25 protein-coding genes and 1 pseudogene are annotated in these 14,750 nt (G+C 33.5%); 5 read left to right on the top strand and 21 right to left on the bottom strand.

What is annotated here, in order from left to right:
- Positions 1-53: 53 nt before the first annotated feature.
- The 3 genes from ACQKM9_RS03385 to yneA form a co-directional block, all read right to left on the bottom strand.
- Entirely contained in the window at positions 54-290 is a 237-nt protein-coding gene (locus ACQKM9_RS03385) for a DUF896 domain-containing protein (protein ID WP_038191014.1), read from the bottom strand.
- A 66-nt stretch (positions 291-356) separates the two neighbouring features.
- Positions 357-1,013 carry a YneB family resolvase-like protein gene (locus tag ACQKM9_RS03380; protein WP_427732617.1) on the bottom strand — a complete coding sequence of 219 codons (657 nt, stop codon included), beginning with the start codon at positions 1,011-1,013 and terminating at the stop codon, positions 357-359.
- Positions 1,010-1,324: a cell division suppressor protein YneA gene (gene yneA, locus ACQKM9_RS03375; protein WP_427732615.1), complete on the bottom strand. Its 315-nt coding sequence runs from the start codon at positions 1,322-1,324 to the stop codon at positions 1,010-1,012. Before yneA ends, ACQKM9_RS03380 begins: the two co-directional genes overlap by 4 nt.
- 167 nt (positions 1,325-1,491) lie before the next feature.
- Here yneA and lexA point away from each other — a divergent pair, with 167 nt between their 5' ends.
- The 3 genes from lexA (at position 1,492) to ACQKM9_RS03360 (ending at position 3,498) form a co-directional block, all read left to right on the top strand.
- Positions 1,492-2,112 (top strand): transcriptional repressor LexA, encoded by a 621-nt coding sequence (gene lexA / locus ACQKM9_RS03370; RefSeq protein ID WP_193738834.1) that lies wholly within the window; start codon positions 1,492-1,494, stop codon positions 2,110-2,112.
- 500 nt (positions 2,113-2,612) lie between these two features.
- Complete coding sequence (locus tag ACQKM9_RS03365) at positions 2,613-2,774, top strand: hypothetical protein (RefSeq protein WP_427732613.1); 162 nt, start codon at positions 2,613-2,615, stop codon at positions 2,772-2,774.
- A 433-nt stretch (positions 2,775-3,207) separates the two neighbouring features.
- On the top strand, positions 3,208-3,498 hold the full coding sequence (locus tag ACQKM9_RS03360; RefSeq protein WP_427732611.1) for a hydrolase: 291 nt from the start codon (positions 3,208-3,210) through the stop codon (positions 3,496-3,498).
- Positions 3,499-3,750: 252 nt separating this feature from the next.
- Here the strand turns inward: ACQKM9_RS03360 and ACQKM9_RS03355 are convergent, their stop codons facing one another.
- From ACQKM9_RS03355 to ACQKM9_RS03345, 3 genes are all read right to left on the bottom strand, one after another.
- Positions 3,751-3,888 carry a DUF6011 domain-containing protein gene (locus tag ACQKM9_RS03355; protein WP_427732609.1) on the bottom strand — a complete coding sequence of 46 codons (138 nt, stop codon included), beginning with the start codon at positions 3,886-3,888 and terminating at the stop codon, positions 3,751-3,753.
- A gap of 76 nt (positions 3,889-3,964) precedes the next feature.
- Positions 3,965-4,123, bottom strand: a complete 159-nt coding sequence (locus ACQKM9_RS03350; protein ID WP_427732813.1) for an ATP-binding cassette domain-containing protein — start codon at positions 4,121-4,123, stop codon at positions 3,965-3,967.
- Positions 4,124-5,177: 1,054 nt separating this feature from the next.
- On the bottom strand, positions 5,178-5,408 hold the full coding sequence (locus ACQKM9_RS03345) for a hypothetical protein (RefSeq protein ID WP_427732607.1): 231 nt from the start codon (positions 5,406-5,408) through the stop codon (positions 5,178-5,180).
- An 854-nt stretch (positions 5,409-6,262) separates the two neighbouring features.
- Here ACQKM9_RS03345 and ACQKM9_RS03340 point away from each other — a divergent pair.
- On the top strand, positions 6,263-6,730 hold the full coding sequence (locus ACQKM9_RS03340) for a stress protein (protein WP_427732606.1): 468 nt from the start codon (positions 6,263-6,265) through the stop codon (positions 6,728-6,730).
- Between the two features lie 74 nt (positions 6,731-6,804).
- Here ACQKM9_RS03340 and ACQKM9_RS03335 read toward each other — a convergent pair whose 3' ends face one another.
- The 10 genes from ACQKM9_RS03335 to ACQKM9_RS03290 all read right to left on the bottom strand — a co-directional run bounded on the left by ACQKM9_RS03335 (position 6,805) and on the right by ACQKM9_RS03290 (position 11,809).
- Positions 6,805-7,077 (bottom strand): LCI fold-containing protein, encoded by a 273-nt coding sequence (locus tag ACQKM9_RS03335; protein WP_427732605.1) that lies wholly within the window; start codon positions 7,075-7,077, stop codon positions 6,805-6,807.
- Positions 7,078-7,504: 427 nt separating this feature from the next.
- Positions 7,505-8,101 carry a hypothetical protein gene (locus ACQKM9_RS03330; RefSeq protein WP_427732603.1) on the bottom strand — a complete coding sequence of 199 codons (597 nt, stop codon included), beginning with the start codon at positions 8,099-8,101 and terminating at the stop codon, positions 7,505-7,507.
- On the bottom strand, positions 8,085-8,702 hold the full coding sequence (locus ACQKM9_RS03325) for a lipoprotein (RefSeq protein ID WP_427732602.1): 618 nt from the start codon (positions 8,700-8,702) through the stop codon (positions 8,085-8,087). The genes ACQKM9_RS03330 and ACQKM9_RS03325 overlap by 17 nt, the downstream gene beginning before the upstream one ends.
- Positions 8,703-8,890: 188 nt before the next feature.
- On the bottom strand, positions 8,891-9,079 hold the full coding sequence (locus ACQKM9_RS03320; protein WP_427732600.1) for a hypothetical protein: 189 nt from the start codon (positions 9,077-9,079) through the stop codon (positions 8,891-8,893).
- Positions 9,080-9,094: 15 nt separating this feature from the next.
- Positions 9,095-9,289, bottom strand: a complete 195-nt coding sequence (locus ACQKM9_RS03315; RefSeq protein ID WP_427732598.1) for a hypothetical protein — start codon at positions 9,287-9,289, stop codon at positions 9,095-9,097.
- A gap of 211 nt (positions 9,290-9,500) precedes the next feature.
- Entirely contained in the window at positions 9,501-9,767 is a 267-nt protein-coding gene (locus ACQKM9_RS03310) for a DUF5776 domain-containing protein (protein ID WP_427732811.1), read from the bottom strand.
- Positions 9,768-9,787: 20 nt separating this feature from the next.
- The gene (locus ACQKM9_RS03305; protein ID WP_427732596.1) at positions 9,788-10,264 is read right to left on the bottom strand and encodes a peptidoglycan recognition protein family protein; all 477 of its coding nucleotides are present in this window, start codon (positions 10,262-10,264) and stop codon (positions 9,788-9,790) included.
- A gap of 1 nt (position 10,265) precedes the next feature.
- Positions 10,266-10,517, bottom strand: coding sequence for a phage holin (locus ACQKM9_RS03300; protein WP_427732594.1), 252 nt, complete (start codon positions 10,515-10,517; stop codon positions 10,266-10,268).
- 11 nt (positions 10,518-10,528) lie between these two features.
- Positions 10,529-10,792: a hemolysin XhlA family protein gene (locus ACQKM9_RS03295; RefSeq protein ID WP_427732592.1), complete on the bottom strand. Its 264-nt coding sequence runs from the start codon at positions 10,790-10,792 to the stop codon at positions 10,529-10,531.
- Between the two features lie 36 nt (positions 10,793-10,828).
- Positions 10,829-11,809 carry a siphovirus ReqiPepy6 Gp37-like family protein gene (locus ACQKM9_RS03290; RefSeq protein ID WP_427732590.1) on the bottom strand — a complete coding sequence of 327 codons (981 nt, stop codon included), beginning with the start codon at positions 11,807-11,809 and terminating at the stop codon, positions 10,829-10,831.
- On the opposite strand from ACQKM9_RS03290, the pseudogene ACQKM9_RS03285 reads away from it, so the two are divergent.
- Positions 11,785-12,153: pseudogene (locus tag ACQKM9_RS03285) on the top strand (PBSX family phage terminase large subunit); the annotation flags it as partial. The gene ACQKM9_RS03290 and the pseudogene ACQKM9_RS03285 sit on opposite strands and share 25 nt — an antisense overlap.
- Positions 12,154-12,215: 62 nt before the next feature.
- Here ACQKM9_RS03285 and ACQKM9_RS03280 read toward each other — a convergent pair.
- The 5 genes from ACQKM9_RS03280 to ACQKM9_RS03260 form a co-directional block, all read right to left on the bottom strand.
- Entirely contained in the window at positions 12,216-12,371 is a 156-nt protein-coding gene (locus ACQKM9_RS03280) for a hypothetical protein (protein ID WP_427732588.1), read from the bottom strand.
- A gap of 106 nt (positions 12,372-12,477) precedes the next feature.
- Positions 12,478-12,684, bottom strand: a complete 207-nt coding sequence (locus ACQKM9_RS03275) for a hypothetical protein (protein ID WP_427732586.1) — start codon at positions 12,682-12,684, stop codon at positions 12,478-12,480.
- Positions 12,685-13,066: 382 nt separating this feature from the next.
- Positions 13,067-13,549, bottom strand: coding sequence for a sigma factor-like helix-turn-helix DNA-binding protein (locus ACQKM9_RS03270; protein WP_427732584.1), 483 nt, complete (start codon positions 13,547-13,549; stop codon positions 13,067-13,069).
- Between the two features lie 95 nt (positions 13,550-13,644).
- Positions 13,645-14,322, bottom strand: a complete 678-nt coding sequence (locus ACQKM9_RS03265) for a hypothetical protein (RefSeq protein WP_427732582.1) — start codon at positions 14,320-14,322, stop codon at positions 13,645-13,647.
- Entirely contained in the window at positions 14,319-14,516 is a 198-nt protein-coding gene (locus tag ACQKM9_RS03260) for an XtrA/YqaO family protein (protein ID WP_427732580.1), read from the bottom strand. The genes ACQKM9_RS03265 and ACQKM9_RS03260 overlap by 4 nt, the downstream gene beginning before the upstream one ends.
- Positions 14,517-14,750 lie beyond the last annotated feature (234 nt).

Here is a 14,750-nt window from a genome sequence, read left to right as displayed (position 1 = left end):
ATATTTTAGTCAACATTCTTATATAAAACAATGTTTTCTCTATAAATATGTGTTTAATTTAATCGATTATTCTTATTTTGTTTTTGACGTAACTTCTCAGGAGTTACTTCATTTCCCTCTGGATCGAAAACGCGGACATTTTCAATCGTCTCACGCATCGAAGATCGGAATGTGTCTAAATACTCTTTACGAAGTGTTGTTTGTTCTTTTGCTTCCTCAACAGTTAATCCTTGTGACTTTGATTTTTTCGAAAGTTCACTTATACGTTGTAATTTTTCTTTTGATAACATTTATTTCTCACCTTTCATACAGACCTTAATACAAAGGTATGCAAAAAAGACTGCAAGCGCAAGCTTTTAGTCTTTTTTTTTCTCCTTTAATTCCATAAATCTTCGATGAATTGTCGCTTTACTTACTTGGAAGCCCAATCCTCTCAATGTATCTGTAATTTCTTCAAAAGTCATACCCTTTTGTCTAAGTTGAATAATTTGTTCAATCGGAACATCTATGCGATCTCGTCCCTCAGGATTTCCCCGATCTTTTAAATTCTTTTCTGGCCTGTATCCATTCTGTACTGCTCGTCTCATCCCTCTACGGATTTTCGCATTATGTAATTTACGTTGATACTCTTCTACTATCGCTAGAATTTCTAGCAACATAGCGTCCATCTCATTTAGCCGGACGTGACCTGCGTCACTTAATGTAAAAATATCTGTATTCGTTTTTTGCAGTAAATGAAGTACCGCCATTCGGCCATTTCCACGTCCTAAGCGCGTCTCATCTTGAACAAATAGTGTTGGTTGTTCATATTCCTTCACACACTCAAGTAGATCAAGTAAACCTTCTCGATCAATATCATATCCACTATGTCGATCTGTAAAGACATGTACAACTTCATATCCTTTACTCGTTGCAAATTCCCTTAACTCAATCTCTTGCCTTTCAAGCGAAGTATCTTGTGTATCTTTTTCAGTACTTACACGGCAATAGAGTATTGCTATTTTTTGTTTCATTTCTTATCACTCGCCACTTCTACTCCGATTTTTGGAACTTTAAAATTATCATGTTCCGGAACTATTAGAGTATGACCCGCATAAATAGTATCGTCAATTAAATTATTCTCATTTTTCACCTTTGCTATCCACTCGTGGTCAGCCATTTCACCTCTATATCTATCTGCAAGAGAAATTAAAGTATCCCCATCATGAACTCTAATTTCTTTATATGATGTATTCCCATTATTTGCAACCACAGAAACTATTGTAAATATTACGCAAAACCCAAAAAGCAATGTAATATATTGATTTTTTTTGAACCAACTCACACTTATTCTCCCCTTTTTTCGAATACCTGTTCGGAATGTATGTTCTTAATATAAACCGAACACTTGTTTTTGTCAACGATTTTCTCGAACTTATGTTTGCATTGTTTGTTCGCTAATGCTATACTATTAATAACTTTTACATAGTATGAGATAAAGAGGTGATTGGATTGAAAAAAGTATCGAAAAGACAAGAAGATATATTGTCTTTCATCAAAGAGGAAGTTCGCACCAAAGGATACCCACCTTCCGTCCGTGAAATTGGTGAAGCAGTTGGTCTTGCATCAAGTTCTACAGTCCACGGACATCTTGCTAGACTTGAGAGCAAAGGACTGATTCGACGAGATCCAACGAAACCTCGTGCAATCGAAATCTTAGATCAGCAAGATTCTACAATCGCAAAACAAGGTGTTGTACATGTACCCCTAGTTGGTAAAGTTACTGCAGGTCTTCCTATTACTGCAATTGAGAATATTGAAGAATACTTCCCTATCCCAGATTCATATGGAACAACTGAAGATCAAATTTTCATGCTTGAAATTATGGGCGAATCTATGATCGAAGCTGGTATATTAGATGGGGACTATGTAATCGTGAAACAACAAGCAACCGCGAGTAATGGTGAAATTGTTGTAGCGATGACAGAGGACAATGAAGCAACTGTAAAACGATTTTTTAAAGAGGAATCTTATTTCCGCTTACAGCCAGAAAACTCTTCTATGGAGCCAATTATTGTAGATCAAGTTTCCATTTTAGGAAAAGTAGTTGGTTTGTATCGTAACGTATTATAAGGAACATTCATATCGGATTGTAAGAATCAATGAAATTTTTGATTCTTGCAATCTTTTTTATATACATAACTAAAATATATTATTCGTATAATCACACATTCTATCTAACGCAGGCCCCATATATCTTTATCATAATTTATTTTCTATTTTTGTAACTTTCCGTATTATTCGGTTACACAAAAAGAAAGTCAAAAAACAAGTAAAAAATATCAACAAAATAACAGATAGAAAAAATTCCGTGGGTAAATTGTGGACAGTTAAATAATTAATGCCCACACAGAGAGCTTAAATAGGTAAATAAAAACCCGTTGAAGCTTAGAGCCTCAACGGGTTTAACTATTAATACATTTTCAAGTATTGGTCACGTTCCCATTGGTGAACTTGTGTGCGGAACAAGTGCTATAAACTAAAGCTTTATTAATACCCAAAGAAACACTGATATGGGTGATTTTGGACATGAACGAATATTCTTAGCCAAAGGTGATGCTAGATTTTAAGTCATGGTTAAACAAGAAGGTATTCACGCAGGGCAAAAAGCACATACATATCGGAAAATTTACCACCAAAATACAGGTAAGACAGAATATCAAAGAGATTTGAATGGAGATTTCTTTAAAAAACAGGTGGGGAATATGACATCAGTGTCTTGGGAAATGCATTAGCATTTCTAAGTCAAATTTTCATGTATGACGTTTTTCGATTTTGCGGTTTCTCTTATAACAACCCTAAATAACATTAATTAACACTGACCTCCGATACTTATTTTTAGCAAACTATTATTCCAGTTAGTGTATTGCATTAGGGTTAATCATTGTTACTTGTTGGATTATAGAAATAGCTTGGTCTAAAGGTATCCGACGTATGTAACATTGATAAACAAATGTCTTCAATAAATAAAATTCAAATTTTCACCAGCGACACTGTTTGGTTATATCCCTCTACTGAACGCACATCACAAAGGTTTTCGTAAATACCACTAGGATACTTTCTAAAAACATCTATTTTTTTATTACTGGACAAATTGCACAACCTCTTTTCATTTTAATCCATATGTTATTAATGAAAGTCATTCGAATCGGAAAGGAGGTCTTGAAAATGAGTATTCAAAGAGATGGTTGTAGGTGTGATAGGTGTGATAAGCAACATCACCATGAAAAAGAAAAACATCGTTGTAATGGTTGCGCATGTGATCAGTTAAGACGATTGCAAACGCAGACTGAAGTCGATGTTTTTTTAAGAGGTGGTTGTGTGTTAGAAGATGTCGTTTTTATTACCTTAGACCAGAAAAATTGTTGTGCATTCTTTAATGATCCAACAACTGAACCTGGTTCAACAATTATCGTAGATTGCGAAGAAATTCAAGCTATTCGTATTGAAGCAGATTAATAAGTAATAATAGGTCTCTTTCTTACTGGAAGAGGCCTTTCTAACCAGCAAGAGAATCATCTGAATTTAAGCGTAGGCTATAACCGTACATAAAAAGTATTTGCCATTCGTGCATGCTATCACTTCATTTCACAGAAAGGATGGATCACGTACGCTTTCACTTTTGCCGAAGCAAGAAAACTTTGGTCTTTGTTGTGCTTGAACATCTCCGCCAATTTCAAATGTAAGGTTCATACTGAGCCCCTTCTAAAATCATTTCATCCATACTGATTGAATTTTCTCTAACTCAGCATCTGCAATTCCTTTCTTTCGCTTACAAACAGGTCCGATGCCGTTCTCTATGGATTTCTTTGACTTCAAAGGTCTTTTGCATCTTGTGCATAGTTCCATGTCATCTCACCGCTGTAACCGTTTTGTTCTCTAAAGTGGTCCGATTTTCATGACTATTTGGATAAGAAGGGAAATATCAAAAATCTAATGATGTCCTAATAGAACCATCATATTCTAAATGATTTAGAAGAATCTTAAAAAAAGTTGTCTTTCCCCAGCCATTCCTGCCCACAAGCCCTAATTTCCAATTTTCGTTGATATTTAAATTTACATTTTTAAAAACCTGATGGAGCATCGACGTATATTCAAAAGTCATATTTTTTCTAAGAATGTTCCCTGACACATAACCACTCATCATAAATTATAGAATATAATGGAAATCTATATTGAGCCACAATGTGTATTTTTATATGTTTGAAGACTTTTTAATGATTTTTTTTCGATTTCTCAGGAATTGTAGAATGTCATACACTAAAAAGAAGTGAAAAGACAAGTAATAGTAAGGAAACAACTAACAAGAAAATCCATAGAATTGATAAAATATTTGCTAATAATAAGAAAATCGCACTTCCCTGCGAGGATTTGATAAACCTAAACTATGGTATACATTACTCCATAGATAAACAATAAATTTAGATCTTTTTCACACTTATAATTTGTAAAAATTTGCTGAATGTTGCAATATGTATATATTGAATTTTCATGTAAATTTTACAATTAATTTAGACATTAAAGGTAATTGGTAAATTTACTGAAAAATGTTAATGCGCAGAAATTAAGAGGGAGGAGATTCTGATACATAATAAGAATAAACAATAGTATTGATATGGTTTTCGAATGAATGTTGACATAGCATTCATGTTATTTCGGTTCACTATTTTTCAAGTCTTATTCCAAGATTAATTAAACTAAAAAAGTAGATATGGAGTGATTTTCAATAAAAAAAGTATTCTTTAAACTTATTAATATATAAAGTTTAAGTGAGGTAATATTATGTCTACAAATCAATATGGATTGGGCATTAATTACACTAATCTATCACTTTTAATAGTCTTTATTATTGTCGTGATATTAATTAGTTATTTTTTAATAAGAAGAAAAAGAAAACAGCGATAATTTGATCAATAGTTTTCTTGATTTTATACACGAACTCAAGCAAAGGTATAAGTTGTTGAAAAACGTCTGAAACCATTTGTCAGTAAGGATGTATAAGATCCTTAAACATTACAAAAGAAGAAAGGTGAGAAACGTTAATTTAATAATGTTTCTCGCCTTTTGCTATACTCTCAAACGGACAATTACTCGTTAATTAGTGAATTTGTACCTTTGGAAGTAATATTTTTCATAGGTTAGAGCTTTTTGCTCGATAAGGTACCAGTGGATTTACGATTATGACAATGTGCTCTTGCCTTTAAAAACGGTACAACTGGGGTATGATAGTGACAATTCGATTCTAAAACAATAGATGGTTTTATCCCTGTTTGATGCTCTAAATCTAGTAAAAAAGAATGTAACTCTTCTAATTCTTCCACCGTATGATTAACTTTCACACTGTTTTTATATGGAATTTTTTTATCCAAGAGCATTTGATCCTGTCTTTCACCTTTTGCGATTTCCAGGCCAACAACTGGATTAATAAATTATCTCCTCTTTAAGTAATGGATGGATCGGTAAACTCTATCTAGCTATGTCCTTTTTGTGTTTAACACAATATTTATTAGTTGTTGGTTTATAAATCACTCTAAATCCTATTGCTTATTGATTGATCTCGTAGTATGAAGCAGGACAGATAAGGTCACGGATCAATTCAAATTACATCAGACATTTATTCACACGATACAAGAAAGATGGAAAATAAATCAATTGAAAAATTCGATGAATACATGCAAAGAAAATCAACAAAATAACAGATTGTAAAAATTCCACGGGCAAATTGCGGGCAGATAAATAAATACTGCCCACACCTAGACATTTGGCGTACAAATAAAAACCCGTTGAAGCTTAGAGCCTCAACGGGTTTAACTATTAATACATTTTCAAGTATTGGTCACGTTCCCATTGGTGAACTTGTGTGCGGAACAAGTGCTATAAACTAACGACTCATTAATACCCCAAAAAAATATTGATATATCAACGTTTTAATGGTTAATCCACTCATATAAAATCATGCACCATCACTAAACCGTGGTAAGTTTGTGGTATGGATTTATGAGCGCTCGTGGTAAGTAAAATATATACTTTCAACTCCTTTATCTTACGATAAACGCTCGCTAACTTATATATAGTAGAAACTCAAATTTTATAGCGGCATAATCGTTTTTAATTAAACAAATCGTTATCCGATTTACTTTTCTTTCATAGCAAATTTTTATTACAGACACATTATAGGAGATTTGTTACATTTATAGTGAATAAAAGGAGGGTCAATTTTAATATGAAGAAACAAATATTCTTATCATTGATTGCAGTTACATTAATATTAACGCCATTTGCTAACGTAGAAGCCAAAGCTAATAAAGGTGATGCTACTGTTATTACTCTTGCAGCTAAAGCAAAAAAGGTGACAACTAATTCTATTTTAAAGGGCTTTAAATCTGATGGTTTAGAAGTTGGAAAAGTTTCTAAATTGAATAATAGAGAGTTTGGAAATTTACGCAAGGACGGTAAGCGCGTATTAATTCCTTCGCTTGGTAAGGATAACGGTGGCCGCCTATATGAATTCAAAAATAAAAAAGATTTAAAAAGAGTTAAATCTTATTATGACGAGTTAGGTAACGGAGGACCAATGTTTTATTCACATACTCATCAAAGAGGTTTATTCCTTCTACAAATGAACGGTGACATGAGTGACAAGGATTTTGCTAAATACGTAAAATCAATGAATGCTGCTATTAAGAAATAACGGTATCAAAAATGAGCGACGGCCTATTGGCTATCGCTCTTTTTTTCTCATACTGTCAAATCTCTTCTTTTATATTAAACATTAGCTTCATAATGTCCAATGTACCAGCCATTTGAATAGCTAATGCCTTTTAGATACCAAGTGACGCCGCTTTCAGTAAAAGAGTTCGCAAAATTATTTTCTTTTTTGGGGATATCCCTAGTAATGATCCCTCTAGTTGAGGCATCTGATTGAGTTGAAGAACTTACGGTGTTTTCTGTACTTGCAAAAGCTGGGGCAGCAGACACAACAGGCACCAATAGGGATAGAGAGAGTACAGAACTGAATAGAATTTTTTTACCATTCATTCACAAACACTCCTTCAAATATTTTTTTATGGTACACCTATACTAATTCAACAGATGGAATGATTCCCCCTCTAATTTCCAATATTTTCTTTTTTATTATTACTCTATGAATATTAATTTGTTCTTATGGCAAATAAAAAAATAACCACCGTTATTGGTGGTCTTTTTTATCTTCATTTTTAAAATCAATAAGATCTCTTATACCTCAGCTACAAATATTCAACGCATCCACATTCAGGGTTCGTTTTTATTATGCAGAAATAACGTAAACAAGCGTTTTTGGGCTGCAGGTGATGGAAATGGAATGTATGAGTGAATCATTACTTTACTCTAAAGAAAAAGAAACCACTTTGAAAAGGTTATTTCAAAATGGTTCCTTTCATTCTTATTGCTAATGCAATCTTTTTAAAAATTATAGTATTAAGAACTACTTAATAGCTTCTTTAGCTCCTGTTTTGTCAGCGGTTACAGGAGAGTAAACTGTTCTATCTGAAACTCCATACATTAATTTATTTGTATTTGTACTTTGATATAAATCAGCTAATCCTATTGCATGACCTAATTCATGAGCTGCTGTACCATTATTTTTTGTACTAGTTCTTTTATCCATAACATAAGTATTATAACTTATTTCCCATTTTGATTTATGACCATTACTGTTTACCCAACTACTAGTTGCAGCTGCTGTACTTGTATCTGGTCCACCATGAGAAGTAATTAAGTTTGAGGAGCCAACTGCATATGTAATGTTTACAATAGAAGTAGCATTCCATCTGCCAACTCCTACCTGTGTATATCCTGAATAATTAGAGGATAATGCAGTTCTATATGTAAAATTAGATTTCCCTGCATGACCATTACCACTACAGTTTACTTTCCACCCCACACTTTCAGAACCTGGTTTACAAGTAGTTGAATGTGCACTTGATTTACTAGGTAAAGCTAATATTGATATAGAAAATATTAAAAGTATTAATATACTGGCTAGTTTTTTTCGATTCATTCTATTATTTCTCCACTTCATCTTTGATTTTTTGGATAAATTCATCTTTGTTTAATACTTGAATAATATCTTCATCTATATCTTGATTATCTAAAAATTTTAGTGCTCTAACTTCTTGTGAATGGTCTACCTCAATATCACTAAATTCATCTATTGGAAGCAATAATTTTGCAACTTTATCATTGTCCAAAACTTGGAAAGTGCCTGTTTCGCCACCAATAATCCAAAAATCGCCTTTATCTACTGTTGTCTTATTCATAAAGAGAATATATTCTTCTCCTGTTTCAAACATTTTGCTTCCATTTATAAGCCATTCGCTATCACCTTCTTGTTTGATAGTGATGTCTTTAGTAGTTTCATCACCTTTATAAACTACTATTACCTCTGCATTGAATACTGTGTAGGGGATTGGCTCTGCTTTTATTTCGTCTACTTTATCTTTAATTACTACATTTGCTATCAAATCTGCATCTACTGTTGTTTCTTCTAAATTGAATGGAATAATTTCTTTGTCAATACCTGCTGGTATTAGTTTATCTTCTTCTACCTTGCTACTTGCATCTTGTGAATTACAGCCAGCTAAAAATACTAGTGCACCCAAACCTATTAAAATTTTTTTCATCCAAAAACCTCCTGTTTTTTATATTGGTTACATTACTTCAAATATGTTACATTATATTAGGATAATTGTCAAAAGATGAAATGGTAAAAATTTATAATGGATAATCTAAAATTATTTGAAATCCTTACTCAGATGATGCTTAACAATAAAAACCCCTCACTAAATAGTAGAGGGGTTAAATTATGTAATTAATCATCAGTTGCAATTATTATTCGTTCTATGTTGGTTAGGTCTATACGACTTCCGTCTTCTAAATCCACATATTCATTTCCTTGTTCATGTGTATTTATTATATCAATATCTGTTTCAAATTCTAATTCACGACCATATAGGTATATTACTAATGCCTTATACTTTTTATCTACTCGCGCAAACATTTAATCACCTCACTTTTAGGGATCCCTAGTTGAACGTTCGCAAACAATTAAACTTTGTACAAAAACTCGATTATAACCATAACCTTCAGGTACATGGATAAACTCCGCATCTGGGATAGGTAAAGGCTTAACCTCTCGAATATCTGTATCTGTTTCGAAATTCATTTTCTCGCCATTTTTAAACGTCACTTCCACATAATATTTCTTCATCTCCACCCTCCATTTACCACTTAAATTCCACAAAAGTTAATTATTGCCTCTATTAATTGTTCGACATTTTAATACAAAATAATAAGCCCCATCCAAATGGATAGGGCTAATTTTGTTACATATTTGATTTATTAATATAGAAGAAACATTGCATGAGAGCATTTGAGATATAACTAAACGTATAACTACCTTGCTCGAATTGTTACACAGGCTATGCTTTTTCTATATATTTTTTATTAGCTGTCATAAAAGTACCGTTCTTCATTAATAAACGTGGCGTACCTTTCTTTGTCTTCTCAATTTTTACAACCGTATATATATTTGGCCCAGCATCAACTTTTTGTTCACGTTGCTTTTTATTGAAGCTAGTACCGCTATATTGCCAACAATCTTTTATTACTTTTATTTTACCTGGGTTAGTAGTGAAGTAACTATTTTTATTTGATGTGGATGGATTGCCAACTGGTTTCGAGACAATTGTAATATCATTTTCAACAATTATTTAAATTGTGTCCATGTATAACCGCACTTTCCACTTCTCATTTTAGATGGACAATTTTTGCCACTCCAATGATTGTGTTGGACCACATTAGCTAATGGGATATTTTCATCCTTCATGATCTTCTTAACAAGTTCGGCTGCATTTTTAACAGCTTTTTTATAATCTCCATCTTCATTCACACAAATTTCAACATGGATTGAATTGTAGTTTCCGTTGCCAGTCCCATCACCTGCAGCCCAACATCTGATGTTATGGTTGAATGATTGCACAGCTTCTTTGTCGTCCACAGTATAGTGCCATGAAGCTGAACGACTGTTACCACCTGCTTGCAAACGACCATGAGCATTCGCATTTGCTGTAGCTTTCTCATTGTCTGTTTCATGTATTGTAATCCATTTACAACCGTTACCTATACCGCTTGTCACATTATTAATGATAGATTGAGAAACTAGATTTTTTAGGATAGTTACCATGTTATCTCAACCCTTTCTTTTTCAAAACTTCCTCCTGGTCTTTCGCTTTCTTACTAATTAAATAGCTGTTCTTCCACACTCCGTAGCCAACTAAAATAAATGGAATACTTGCCATTAAGACACCAACAAATGCATCAATAGTTACATCGTTATAGTGCTGTAATTTAATATCTAAAGCTTGCAAAAATAAAAGGACGGCACCAAGCCATCCTCCAAATAATCCAATGTATTGTTTTAGTTTTTCTGTTGTCATGAAATGACCTCCTATTCTGTTTTGATTACTAAAGCTACTAAAGCTAAAATTACTGCACCAATGATTGTCGTACCTACCCACCAAACAATCTTATCTATTTTATCAAGCCGTTTATGAGCGCTCTTTGTACTTTCCAATGCTTTGTATGCAGTATCTTTTGCTTCTTCCGCAACATCTTTAACATCGTTGAATAAATCGATTTTAGTTTCGACTCTTACAGTTCGTTCGAGAATATTTGTTAGAATTTTATTTGTCGCATCTTCCAATACACCCACCTACTTTTCTCCAAAATAAAAAAGCCATTAGGCTCATCATTTTAAATCCTTCTTCAGTTGCTTTAATTCACGTTTTAACAAAGATATAAATGTTGGCTTATCATTATCGAATGCTACCTCGATGCGCTTTCCAGACACTTCGTATATCTCTTTTACTTCAGTGATTCGAGCATTTATTGTTATGCCCCACTCTTTATATTGTTCGGTTGTGATGTCCCCTAAATCCCAATCCTTTTCATATTTGAACTGTGATTTAGTTAGAATCTGACCTTCCATGTAAATTTCTTGAACATGTTCGGATAGCTTTTCTTCACCACGATCAGTAAGGTCTTTAACTATATCTTCAACCAGACGTGGTACATCTTCGGCTGTTTCATTGCCTTCTTCGTCCACACCATCTTGTTGCATAGTTTCTTCTACGTCCCTTGCATCAACAAATAATTCATATCTATCATAGCCTGCTGTGTTGTCACCTAAAGTAATAACACGGCGTTCTATTCCTTCACCTTGCCCTGCAACATACGCCATATTTTTATAATTTAAAAAAGATTCTGTGTAGCTCATTGATTCAAGTGAGTTGTATTCAGGACTACAAATTACAGGTGGATTAATACGCTGAGTTGCTACTCTATTAACCCCAACTTGTATATCAAACACAAACTGCTTATTCTTGATGACTACGATAATATTCCAACCTAAACCGCTTAACAGGGATATAGCTATTAACTCTTCTGAGAGTATATCAAACCTAGCACTACGGCTAATTGTATCTCCTCGTTGTAAATCAGGTGCAATGACTAAGTTCGGAAATTTACGCTTTATATCTACTGGATTAACAGCGTTATTATTGACGTAATGTTTCATGACTGTTTCGGCTTTTCCTTGTTTGTTATCGTTAGACGTATGGCTAGGTGGCAAGATTAAACGTTGAGTCAACAATGACTTCAATGGTAGTGCTTTAATTAGCCAGCTTTCTGTTTCCTTGCCGAGATAGTGGCCGTTTGAACATTCGAGCATTTCATTTCACACTGTTCGATAATATCTTTTTAGATCCTGAGTATGTCGAGAGTATTATTGCATCAACTCCAACAGGAATGTTCACGGACAGAGATATTCATGGTCAATGGGTATCTGCCGAAGGTGTTATCTATAAGGATTTCAGAAAGGATGTTCATTACATGACTGCAGAACAATTTAAGAAAGTAAATATCGTTAAATATTTATCTGGCGTTGACTGGGGTTATGAACACTTTGGGTCCATTGTAGTGATGGGTATTGACGATAAAGGAAATATCTATCTAATTGAAGAACACGCCAAGCAACATGAAGAGATTGACTACTGGGTGAAGGTTGCTAAAGGTAAGTTTTGGTCAGCTAGGCATTCGTTTGTGTCAAAGCAAAATAAAAGGCACTCATAGGGTACTTACTCGTTATTATTTTTAATGAACGCCACATCATCGAATTTCCACGAAAATCTATCTTTACGTCTCTTAGGAGTCTTTTCATTACCACTACTTAACTTCTTTCCTGAGGAAGATACATTTGTTTTAGTGATTACTTCTTCTGGATCTTTTTGCATTCTATCAGCCACCTCCAACAACAATTATATGTTGTAGAAGACTGCAAGTCTGTAATGCATATCTGATAAAACTAGTAAGTTTACAGACATATAAAAAGCCACATCATTAAGATGTGATCATTATTAATTTGTATGCGATTATCAGAAAGAACACAGCTGTTAATATTCCGGCATATTTATCCGGCACTTTTAACATCTTAAACAAAAATACCAATACTAAAAGCCCAATCACCAAAATACTTAGATAAACACCGAATTGACTAGCCATTTCATTTATAACACTGTTATCAAAATTAGAACCAAGTATGTCCACGAAGCACCTCCAGAATAATTATAGAACTAGAGATACTGTAAGTCTTTAATGTATTTTTGATAAAACTATCACATTACACTCATTCAAACGAACAATACTGATAACCCCTAAACAATCGTATATGGTCCGTATCATTCGCTTGAATCAACGTAATTTAAAAATGGACAGAGTCCAAAGTGACCTTAGTTACCTGTGATATATTCCATCTTAGCGAAGTATAAGTTTAGGAATTTATCTTTTTGGGTCGGTCGGTCTGTTTTTTCATTCTTTTAGGTTAAGGTTAAATGAGAGGAAGAACGATAGGCGTGGTTTACAGATGCACCCCTCTATTATCTCCTCTCATATATGCAGACTTCGTAAGGCAACGTAAGGCAAGGAAATTTCATGAAACTAGCTCTTTCACCTTACTTCTCGCTCTCTTAATATACGATTGAACCGCGCCCTTACTGACTTTCAGCTCATCAGCAATCTTTTGAAAACTTTTTTTCTGAACTTCATGTGCAATGTAGCAAACTCTCTCTTTATGGCTCCAAGTTGCAAATATCTTAGCAAGTGCTTTTTTCTCTTCAGTCGTCATGTAAAGTTGCTTAGAATCGATATCATAAAGCTCTTCCGTAATATCTGGAATCACATCGATACTTTCGAAAAACTGTCTCTGATAAATGGATCCCTTATCAACACCGCCATATGTATCTGGTCGTCTTCCCGTCTCCATCCAATCCATTGCAAACGTCATGCTCTCAATCATGCTGTTGATCTGTGTTTCATCCTCAAAGTTATCTTCATGTAGATTTGCTTTCATTTGGTGCAGCGCATTTCTTCCTTCTTTATATTCTACTAATAATTTATCTGCCCAGTTCTTCATTCTCTCCATCTCCTTTTTTGACAATAAAAAAGAGGACAACAAATGAAACGGTGTTTGCCGTTATCAAATATTGTCCTCCAGATTGCTGGTGGGACTTAATTTTCTTTGTCTTCTTCAATTATTCTCTCTAAAACTAATAATAGCATTTCCGCTCTATTTCTTTCTCTTGCAAAAGTAAAACCAATGTTTATTAAAACAAAAATAATAAATAATACAAATAAAATAAAATAGATGTAAATACGATATAAATCAAAAGTGTTTTCGCTATTATTGGCTCTTTGAATAAAATAAGCAGTTGTAAAAGCTATTACAATACCAGGAAAAATACTTTTACTATAGTCGCCGATAATTTGCAGAAAACTTTTATTTAATCGTAGTTTTAAAACATCTCTTAACAAATAATAATCTTCTAAATCCTCCCCCAATTTCTCCCTAACCATTAACTTAAAATCAACTAAATTTTGTTTAAAATCTAGATGCACTCTAGTATGTCCTACAATATCAAAAAACAAATAATCTAATGGAGGTTCATCACCTAGCCATGTGAATAAGTACTTACTCTTAAATTTCTTCTGTTTAGCATTTTTTAATTGCTTTTTGTTGGCAGAGTTACTTGAAAAATTCGACATCGAGAAAAGCATACTAATGCAAAGAAAAAAAGTGGCCGTATCAAATGACATCTTAGAATAATCTTTATAATCCCAAATTCCTAATGTGACTCCTATAGCCGTAAATATTAAAAAAAGTACTATACTGAATATACTATTTTTCAAAAAGTCTCCCCCTCATCCCACTTAACACGTTGCACTTTTCCTCGATGCGTATAGATCTTCGTTTCAGCGAATGGAGGTAATTCAGCAAGTTTTACTTTTCCGTCACTAATTACAATGACACACGACTTTGGTAACTCTATTATATCTAATTCCAGGATGTTTTGGGAGTCAATTTCTAATTCTTTTAACCTCAATTTCCATCCCCCCAATATTTTTATAAAAATGAATCTTTCTGAAACTTGTCCCGTATACTAAATTAATCTTTGAAATCAGTCGTAAGAGTTGGCAGACTCTCACGACATTTTTTGTTTATGGCCTAATTTCATCTTTTTACGTTGGTTACGAGCCTTTTTGAGTTTATCTAACTTGTCGACCATGATTCCGTTCCTTTTCACGTTCATCCCGCCACACACCCCTTACCCTGCATA

The sequence above is a fragment of the Viridibacillus sp. NPDC093762 genome (assembly GCF_050279675.1).
Lineage (GTDB): Bacteria > Bacillota > Bacilli > Bacillales_A > Planococcaceae > Viridibacillus.
This window is presented reverse-complemented; position numbering and strand designations above follow the sequence as displayed.

What these genes read in the sequence shown, in the direction of transcription:
- ACQKM9_RS03385 (WP_038191014.1), bottom strand. Translation starts at nt 290, where the DNA reads ATGTTATCAAAAGAAAAATTACAACGTATAAGTGAACTTTCGAAAAAA.
- ACQKM9_RS03380 (WP_427732617.1), bottom strand. Translation starts at nt 1,013, where the DNA reads ATGAAACAAAAAATAGCAATACTCTATTGCCGTGTAAGTACTGAAAAA.
- ACQKM9_RS03365 (WP_427732613.1), top strand. Translation starts at nt 2,613, where the DNA reads ATGGTTAAACAAGAAGGTATTCACGCAGGGCAAAAAGCACATACATAT.
- ACQKM9_RS03360 (WP_427732611.1), top strand. Translation starts at nt 3,208, where the DNA reads ATGAGTATTCAAAGAGATGGTTGTAGGTGTGATAGGTGTGATAAGCAA.
- ACQKM9_RS03355 (WP_427732609.1), bottom strand. Translation starts at nt 3,888, where the DNA reads ATGGAACTATGCACAAGATGCAAAAGACCTTTGAAGTCAAAGAAATCC.
- ACQKM9_RS03350 (WP_427732813.1), bottom strand. Translation starts at nt 4,123, where the DNA reads ATGCTCCATCAGGTTTTTAAAAATGTAAATTTAAATATCAACGAAAAT.
- ACQKM9_RS03340 (WP_427732606.1), top strand. Translation starts at nt 6,263, where the DNA reads ATGAAGAAACAAATATTCTTATCATTGATTGCAGTTACATTAATATTA.
- ACQKM9_RS03335 (WP_427732605.1), bottom strand. Translation starts at nt 7,077, where the DNA reads ATGAATGGTAAAAAAATTCTATTCAGTTCTGTACTCTCTCTATCCCTA.
- ACQKM9_RS03330 (WP_427732603.1), bottom strand. Translation starts at nt 8,101, where the DNA reads ATGAAGTGGAGAAATAATAGAATGAATCGAAAAAAACTAGCCAGTATA.
- ACQKM9_RS03325 (WP_427732602.1), bottom strand. Translation starts at nt 8,702, where the DNA reads ATGAAAAAAATTTTAATAGGTTTGGGTGCACTAGTATTTTTAGCTGGC.
- ACQKM9_RS03320 (WP_427732600.1), bottom strand. Translation starts at nt 9,079, where the DNA reads ATGTTTGCGCGAGTAGATAAAAAGTATAAGGCATTAGTAATATACCTA.
- ACQKM9_RS03315 (WP_427732598.1), bottom strand. Translation starts at nt 9,289, where the DNA reads ATGAAGAAATATTATGTGGAAGTGACGTTTAAAAATGGCGAGAAAATG.
- ACQKM9_RS03305 (WP_427732596.1), bottom strand. Translation starts at nt 10,264, where the DNA reads ATGGTAACTATCCTAAAAAATCTAGTTTCTCAATCTATCATTAATAAT.
- ACQKM9_RS03300 (WP_427732594.1), bottom strand. Translation starts at nt 10,517, where the DNA reads ATGACAACAGAAAAACTAAAACAATACATTGGATTATTTGGAGGATGG.
- ACQKM9_RS03290 (WP_427732590.1), bottom strand. Translation starts at nt 11,809, where the DNA reads ATGCTCGAATGTTCAAACGGCCACTATCTCGGCAAGGAAACAGAAAGC.
- ACQKM9_RS03280 (WP_427732588.1), bottom strand. Translation starts at nt 12,371, where the DNA reads ATGCAAAAAGATCCAGAAGAAGTAATCACTAAAACAAATGTATCTTCC.
- ACQKM9_RS03270 (WP_427732584.1), bottom strand. Translation starts at nt 13,549, where the DNA reads ATGAAGAACTGGGCAGATAAATTATTAGTAGAATATAAAGAAGGAAGA.